Consider the following 7,578-nt stretch of genomic DNA (forward strand, 5'->3'; position numbering starts at 1 on the left):
GCGGCGCCGTCCTTCAACAGCGCGCGCAGCTCGGCGCCGAGGTGGCCGGGGACGCGCGCCGCCTCGGCCTCCAGCCGCGGCACCAGCTCGGCGAGCGGCGGGCCGCGGTCCGCCGGCGACGCGGCCGTCAGCCGCTGCGACAGCGCCAGCAGGATCGGCGGCGCCCCCGCGCCCAGCAGGCGGCGCAGCAGCACGCCGAACGCGTACTGGTCGGCCGCCACCGTCGCCGGGTCGCCGGCGCGCCGCTCGGGGGCCAGGAACGGGCGGTCGGCCGCGTCGGGGGCGTGCGCGGGGGTCAGCCCGACGTCGGCCACCAGCGCGCGCCCGTGCCGGGCGTCGAGCAGCACGTTGGCGGGGCGCAGGTCGCCGTGCGCCACCCCCTGCGCGTGCGCGTACGCGAGCCCCGCCGCCACCCCCGCCAGCAGGTGGCAGGCGACCGAGAGCGGCAGCGCGCCGCGCGCGTCGAGCAGCCGCGCCAGCGACCCGCCGTCCACCGGCTTCATGGCCAGGAACCGCAGCCCGTCCTGCTCCCCCGCGTGGTACACCGGGAGCACGTGCGGGTGGTCGAGCGCCGCCGCCGTACGCGCCTCGGCGAGGAAGCGCGGCCCCGCCTCGGGGGAGGCGGCCGCGTGGTCGGGGAGCAGCACCTTCAGCGCGACCCGGCGCGCCAGCCGCAGGTCGCGGGCGAGGTAGACCGCGCTCGACCGCCCGTGCCCCAGCTCGCGCGTGACCTCGTAGTCGACCAGGAACGCCGCGCGCGCGCGGGCGAGCGGCGGGTCGGCGGCCGCCGCGTCGGGCGCGCCCTGGCGCGCCCCGCACCCCGAGCAGAAGCGCGCGCCGGCGGCGACGGACGCGCCGCAGCGCGGGCAGTGCCCGGTGGCCTCCCCGTTCGACGCCCGGTCGGGCGCCCGATCCGTCGCGTGTTCCATGCGTCGCTCCCCGCGGTCCTCCGCGGCGCCGGCGGACGTCCATGTCCGCCCATCCCGCACCCTGGCAACCTCGGGCCGTACCGCGTCCGTGGCAAGCACGGCGCGCCGACCCGGGCCCGCCTTCCCCTTCGAGATACCCCGCGGGCGCGGCCGGGGCGCCGCCGTTCCGCCGGGTTCGGTGACGCACGTCGCCAAACCCCGGACCCCGGACGCGCGAGGGGGGCCGTCGCGCGCGGCGACGGCCCCCCTCGCGACCCGCGGCCGCGGTCAGTCGCGCGCCGCGGTGCTCGACGGCTTGAGCGTGCGGTCGAAGAACGCCCACACGCGGTTCCACGAGTCGATCTGCTCCGGCGAGTCGTCGCGCTCCAGCGTCTGCCGGTTCACGCGGCGGCTGAACGTGTGCCCCACGCTCGTCGGCCCCGGCGTCGGGTTCACGTAGATCTTCGTCTCCGCCAGCTGCGGCTTGCGCGCGACCAGCGCGTCCACGAGCGGGCGCGCCTCCTCGAAGTTCACGTCCTCGTCGTTCGTCGCGACGTGCACGAGGATCGGCTTCTGCAGCGAGTCGACGTGGTAGTACGGCGAGCGCTTCACGTACTCGGCGCGCCGCTCGAACGGCAGCCCGCGCAGCCCGGCCTGCGTGGCGAAGCTCCGCTGGTAGCTCGGCCCCTTGAACGAGAGGCGGAAGAGCAGGTTGGTCACCGGCACGATCGCCGCGCCGCTGACGAACGGCGTCTGGCCGCGGAACAGGAGGTGCGCGGTGATGAAGCCGCCGTGGCTCCACCCCATCACGCCCACGCGCGCCGGGTCGACGGCGGCGATCGTCTTGGCGAAGTCGTAGGCGCCGAGGACGTCGTCGACCTCCTTGCCGCCGTAGTCGATCGCGTTGTAGTGCGCGGCGCCGTAGCCGGTGCTGCCGCGGTACTCGGGGGCGACGACCACGTACCCCTTGGCCACCGCCTCCTTGATGAACGGCAGGTAGTTCTGGTCCCAGTTGCCGTGCACGCCGCCGTGCACCCACACGAGCGCGGCGTGCTGCCGGTCGCCGCGCGGGCGCAGCGGGGCGAACACGTACGCCGGGATGTCCATCCCGTCGACGGGGCTCTTGTAGGTCGTCTTGCGGTACTGCATCACCCCCGCGCTGCGCGCCGCGAAGATGCTGTCGGTGCGCGCCTTGGTGCGCAGCTGCGCCTCGAAGTCGGCCTGCGGGTGGTCCTCGGGGCGGTTGCTCACGTAGAGCAGCGCGGCGCGCGCGGAGTCCATCGGGACGACCTGGCGCGGGCGGCGGGCGCCGGCCTCGTTCCCCTCCTGGGCGAGGGCGGGGGCGGCCAGCAGCGCGGCGGCGAGCGGCGCGGCCGCCAGGGCGGCGCGCACGGGGATGCGGTGGGACGACATGGTCTGCTCCGGGCGGGGGATCGCGGGGGACTCCGGGCAAGCTACGCGTGGCCCGCCGTCAACGTTTGGTCCACCGCCCGCGCCGCCCCTGCCCGCGCCCGCCCCCGGCCCTAGAATCCGCCGCATGAGCACCCGCCGCGACTTCGTCCGCACCTCCGCCGCCCTCGTCGGCGGCGCCCTCCTCGGCGTGCGCGCGGGCGACCGCGCGCGCGCGCCGCTCGACCTGCTGATCCTCGGGGGGACGGGGTTCATCGGCCCGCACCTCGTGCGCCTCGCCGTCGAGCGCGGGCACCGCGTGACCACCTTCACGCGCGGCCGCCGCACCGCCGACCTCCCGGCGTCGGTCACGCGGCTCACCGGCGACCGCAACGGCCAGCTCGGCGCCCTCGAGGGGAAGCGGTGGGACGCCGTCATCGACGACTCGGCCACGAACCCGGACTGGGTGCGCCAGTCGACGGCGCTGCTGAAGGACAACGTCGGCCGCTACCTCTTCACGTCGTCGACGGGCGTCTACTACCCGTACCGCACGCGCGGCGTCGACGAGGCGCACCCGGTGCGCACCGAGGCCGACGACCCGAAGGACGGCTCGGCGACGTACGGCGTGGCCAAGGCGCGCTGCGAGCGGATCACGCTCGACGCGTTCGGCGACCGCGGCGTCGTGGTGCGCCCGACGTACATCGTGGGCCCCGGCGACACGACCGACCGCTTCCCGTACTGGCCCGTGCGGCTGGCGCGCGGCGGCGAGACGCTCGCGCCCGGGCGCCGCGACGACCAGGTGCAGCTCGTCGACGTGCGCGACCTCGCCGCCTTCATGCTGCGGCTGCTGGAGGACGGCCGCTCGGGGATCTACAACGTCGCCGGCCCCGCCGAGCCGCTGACGATGGAGCGCTTCCTCGCCGAGGCGTCGCGCGCGGTGGGCTCGACGTCGCGCCTCGTGTGGGTCGACGACTACGCGTTCCTCAAGGCGCAGGGGATCCAGGACTCGGTGCCGTGGGTGATGCTCGAGGGGAACGACTTCGGCCACATGCACGCGCGCAACGCGAAGGCGCGCGCGGCGGGGCTGGCGTTCCGCCCGCTGGCCGAGACGGTGCGCGACACGCTGGCGTGGTGGCCGAGCGTCCCGGAGGCGCGGCGGAACGCGCCGCGGTTCTCGATCAAGCCCGAGCAGGAGGCGGCGGCGCTGGCGGCCTGGAAGGCGCGCTGAGCCGTGCGCGGGCCCCGATGTTGCCCTCCCGCAACGGCTGAGCGGCGAGTGGATCGCCGCCCGACGCACCGGAGGTAAACACCATGCAGCATCGTCTTTCCGCGCACGGGCCGAGGATGGCCGTCGCGCTCGCCGCCCTCCTCTCGGCCGCCTGCGTGCGGACGCGCACCGACCCGGTCACCGGCAAGGTCGACGTCGACGTCGAGTCGCCGCTCAAGCGGGGCGAGGACTGGAAGGCCGGCATCGCCGGCGGCTCGATCACCGGACAGGCGCGCGCCGCCGTGCTCAACGGGCAGAGCACCGTCACGGTCAACCTGAACGGGCTGGCGCCGAGCGCCACGCACGCCTGGCGCATCTTCGAGGGCAAGTGCGCGACGGCCGGCGCCCTCGTCGGCGGCGACGCGCTGTACGCGCCGATCACCGCCTCGGCCGACGGCACCGCGCAGGCCAGCGCGCGCCTGGGCGTCGCGCTCGACGAGGCCAAGGACTACAACGTCCGCATCTACGCGTCCCCCACCGAGACGACCACCGTCGCGGCCTGCGGGGACCTGAGCGACTCGGCCTGAACCGAGGGCTGCGGGCTGCGGGCTGCGGGTTTGAAATCCGCAGCCCGCAGCCCGCAGCGCCTTCAGGGCTGCGCCGCCGGTGCGGGCGCCTGCGGCGGCAGCATGACCTCCCCCCCCACCGCCGCGCTGTCCGCCACCACCGGCCGCCCCTCGCGCTCCAGGACGCCGCGGTAGACGGTGGCCTGCACGTCGGCCTCGGCGCGTACCGCGCGCAGCTCGGCGAGGCGGCGTTCCAGCAGGCGGCGCGCGTCGTCCACCTCCTGCTGCTTGTCGGCGATGCGCGCGTTGGCGGCGCTCAGCTCGCGGCGCGCGCGGTTGGTGTCGTCGCCGTACCACACGCCCGCCACCAGCAGCACGAGCAGCAGCGCGCCCAGGGCGGCGATCAGCCCGCGCTGGCCGGTGCGGCGCCGGGCGTGCTGCGCGCGGTGCGGGGCTTCGTAGCCCGCGTCGTCGCCCCACGCGTGCGGGCGCTCGTGCGGCGGGCGGTCGGGGTCGAGGTCGTAGGCCGGGTCCTGCATCGTCGCCTCCGTCGATCGGATGGCGTCGGCAGAAGGCGAGCATCGTGCCCGCGCGGCCGCGCGGCGTGACGCCGTCGTCAGGATGCAGACCATGCGTTGCGGACGAGCCGGCCATGTCGTCCCGGGGCGAGGAGTTCAGCCCGTGCATCCCGCCGACCGCGACACCGCCGCCCCCGATTCCCTGCCGACGCCCCCCGCCCCGCGCGGGGGGTGGGGCCGCGCCATGCTCCTGCTCGGGGCGGCCGCGACGCTCGTCGCCGGCGCCGGCGCGATCGCGGTGCGCGACCTGCGGCAGGCGGGCGAGGCGCAGCAGTGGGTGCGCCACACGCGCGACGTGCTGGCCGCCGTGGCGGACGCCGAGATCGCCGTCGACCGCGCCGAGACGGCGCAGCGCGGCTACCTGCTGGTCGACGACACCGCGTACCTGCGCACCGGCGCGGCGGGCGGCGCGCGCGCGGCCGGCGCGCTGGCCACCCTCCGCCGGCTGACGCGCGACAACGCCACGCAGGCGCGCCGCCTCGACGTGCTGGAGCGGCTCGTGCCGCGCCGCCTCGACGGGCTCGCGCAGACCGTCGCGCTGGCGCGCGCGGGGCGCCGCGACTCCGCGCTCGCCGTCGTGCGCACGCGGCGCGGCCAGGCCGAGTCCGACCAGATCCGCGCGCTGTTCGACGACTTCCAGGCCGACGAGCAGCGCCTGCTCCGCGCGCGCCTCGACGCCCGCGAGGCGCACGGGCGGGCGGCGCTGCGCGAGACGCTGCTCGCCCTCGCGCTGGCCGTGGCCACCGCGGGGTGGTCGGTCGTGCTGCTGGGCCGGCTCGTGCGCCGGCAGGCGTCGTCGCGCGAGCGGCTGCGCGCCGCGCTCGACGCCAGCGCGGCCAGCGAGGCGCGCTACCGCGCCCTGTTCACCGCGCTCCCGCGCCCGGCGTGGGTGTACGACCGCGACACGCTCGCCTTCCTCGCGGTGAACCCGGCGGCGGTGCGGCAGTACGGGTGGACCGAGGGCGAGTTCCTGGCGCGCCGCATCACCGACATCCGCCCGCCCGAGGACGCGGCCACCGTGGCCGACGCGGCGCGCGCGGCCGGCGACGCGTCGCTCCCGTCGCGGCAGTGGCGCCACCGGTGGAAGGACGGCACGCTCCGCGACGTCGAGGTCTCCACGCACCCGCTGGCGTACGGCGGCCACGCGGCGCGCCTGTGCGTGGTGGACGACGTCACCGACCGGCTGGCCGCGGAGCGCGCCCTGCGCAGCCGCGAGGCGCGCTTCCGCGCCGCCATGGCCGGGATGCGCGACGCCTTCTTCGTGCTGCGCGCGGTCGAGCGCGACGGCGCCGTCGACGACTTCGAGATCGTGGAGCTGAACGGCGGCGCGACGCGCATGACCGGCGTCTCGGCGGTCGGCGGCGGGCAGGCGTCGCTGCGCCGCCTCTTCCCGACCAGCGCCACGTCGGGAATCCTCGACGTGTACCGGCGCGTGCTCGCGACCGGCAGGCCGTACGAGGGGGAGCACCGCTCGCACGACCCGCGCACGCGCGTCGAGTGGGTGTGGCTGCAGGTCTACCCGCTCGACGGCGAGGACGGGACGCTGGCCGTGATCGTGCGCGACACGACGGCGCGCAAGCGCGCCGAGCTGCGGCTGCGCGAGGAGGCGCACGGCGACCCGCTCACCGGGCTGCTCAACCGCCGCGGGCTGGAGGACGCGGTCGAGCGGCGGCTGCGCGAGGCGGCGGCCGCCGGCGCCCCCGACGTGCTGCTCTACCTCGACCTCGACGGCTTCAAGCCGATCAACGACGCCTACGGCCACGCGGAGGGGGACGAGGCGCTGCGCGCGGTGGCCGACGTGCTGCGCCGCGCCGTGCGCGCCGGCGACGCGATCGCGCGCCTCGGCGGCGACGAGTTCGCCGTCTACGCCCCCGCGGGCCCGGGCGGCGACGCCGACGGCGACATCGCGCTGCTGACGCAGCGCATCGAGCACGCGCTGGGCGCCGCCGACGCTCGCGCCGACGCGGCCGGGCGCCGCTACGCGATCCGCACCAGCATCGGCGGCACCGCGGTGCGCGCGGGCGACACGCTCGCCTCCGCGCTGGCCCGCGCCGACGCGGCGCTGTACGCGGCGAAGGCCGAGCGGAAGCGCGGCACCCGGCGCGCCGGATAGCCCCCGGGCGCCCGGCGGCGTACGTTCGCCGAGGTCCCCCGGAGGTTCCCATGCGCCGCGCGTTCCCGCTTTCGGTCGTCGCCGCCTGCCTCGCGGCCGCCGCGCCCGCGCTCGGCGCGCAGTCGCTCGCCGGGCGCTGGAGCTACGAGGAAAGCGGCCAGGAGGCGCGCCTCGAGCTGCGCCACGACGCCGCGACCGGGCGCGTCACCGGCACGTTCACCCTCGGCGGGCGCACCGCGGCGCTCGCGGGGCGCGCCGCCGGCACGACGCTGGTGGTCGACACGTTCGACGGCGAGGCGACCGGCGACGCGAAGGGGACGATGTCGGGGCGGCTCGACGGCGGGCTGCTCCTGCTCACCGTGGTGCAGCCCGGGCAGCCGACGGTGACGCTGCCGATGGCGCGGCAGGGCGCGGCCGCGCCGGAGCCGGCCGTGCCGGAGCCGGCCGCGCCGCCGCGCGTCGGTGACGTACCGGCGGGCGACGCCGGCCTCGCCGGCCGGTGGGAGGCGGCCGACGACGAGGGCGCGCGCCGCGAGACGCTCGAGCTCACCGTCGCCGGCGGCGAGGCGCGCGGGCGGCTGCGCGTGACGTCGCGCGGCCATTTCAGCGGGCGCGTCACCGACGAGGGCGGCTTCGCGCTGCTCGGCGCGGCGGCCGGCGCGCCGCTGCGCCTCCGCGTGTGGCCGGAGGGCGCGTCGGAGGCGCAGGGCGTGGACGTCACGGCGACGCGGCGCGGCGAGTACCTCGTGCTCTCCGACGGGCGGCGCGAGAGCGGCTACGCGCGCCCCGGCCGCCCGCTCGTGCGCGAGGCCGGCGG

General features: G+C 77.5%; 6 protein-coding genes and 1 pseudogene. 4 read left to right on the top strand and 3 right to left on the bottom strand.

Annotation, left to right across the window (positions count from 1 at the left end):
• The coding region (locus PYV61_RS17205; RefSeq protein WP_275833854.1) for a serine/threonine-protein kinase at positions 1 to 929 on the bottom strand (929 nt) is incomplete at its 3' end.
• Between the two features lie 267 nt (positions 930 to 1,196).
• The gene (locus tag PYV61_RS17210) at positions 1,197 to 2,321 is read right to left on the bottom strand and encodes an alpha/beta fold hydrolase (protein ID WP_275833856.1); all 1,125 of its coding nucleotides are present in this window, start codon (positions 2,319 to 2,321) and stop codon (positions 1,197 to 1,199) included.
• 124 nt (positions 2,322 to 2,445) lie between these two features.
• On the opposite strand from PYV61_RS17210, the gene PYV61_RS17215 reads away from it, so the two are divergent.
• Together PYV61_RS17215 and PYV61_RS17220 are read left to right on the top strand one after the other, a co-directional pair.
• Complete coding sequence (locus tag PYV61_RS17215; protein ID WP_275833858.1) at positions 2,446 to 3,525, top strand: NAD-dependent epimerase/dehydratase family protein; 1,080 nt, start codon at positions 2,446 to 2,448, stop codon at positions 3,523 to 3,525.
• Between the two features lie 83 nt (positions 3,526 to 3,608).
• Positions 3,609 to 4,091 carry a hypothetical protein gene (locus PYV61_RS17220; protein ID WP_275833859.1) on the top strand — a complete coding sequence of 161 codons (483 nt, stop codon included), beginning with the start codon at positions 3,609 to 3,611 and terminating at the stop codon, positions 4,089 to 4,091.
• Between the two features lie 62 nt (positions 4,092 to 4,153).
• Here PYV61_RS17220 and PYV61_RS17225 read toward each other — a convergent pair whose 3' ends face one another.
• Positions 4,154 to 4,609 (bottom strand): hypothetical protein, encoded by a 456-nt coding sequence (locus PYV61_RS17225; protein ID WP_275833861.1) that lies wholly within the window; start codon positions 4,607 to 4,609, stop codon positions 4,154 to 4,156.
• 142 nt (positions 4,610 to 4,751) lie between these two features.
• Between PYV61_RS17225 and PYV61_RS17230 the strand changes: the two genes are divergently transcribed.
• Entirely contained in the window at positions 4,752 to 6,761 is a 2,010-nt protein-coding gene (locus PYV61_RS17230) for a diguanylate cyclase (RefSeq protein ID WP_275833863.1), read from the top strand.
• Positions 6,762 to 6,811: 50 nt separating this feature from the next.
• Positions 6,812 to 7,578 (top strand): annotated as a pseudogene (locus tag PYV61_RS17235) (hypothetical protein); the annotation flags it as partial.

It is taken from the genome of Roseisolibacter sp. H3M3-2 (assembly GCF_029211165.1).
Lineage (GTDB): Bacteria > Gemmatimonadota > Gemmatimonadetes > Gemmatimonadales > Gemmatimonadaceae > Roseisolibacter.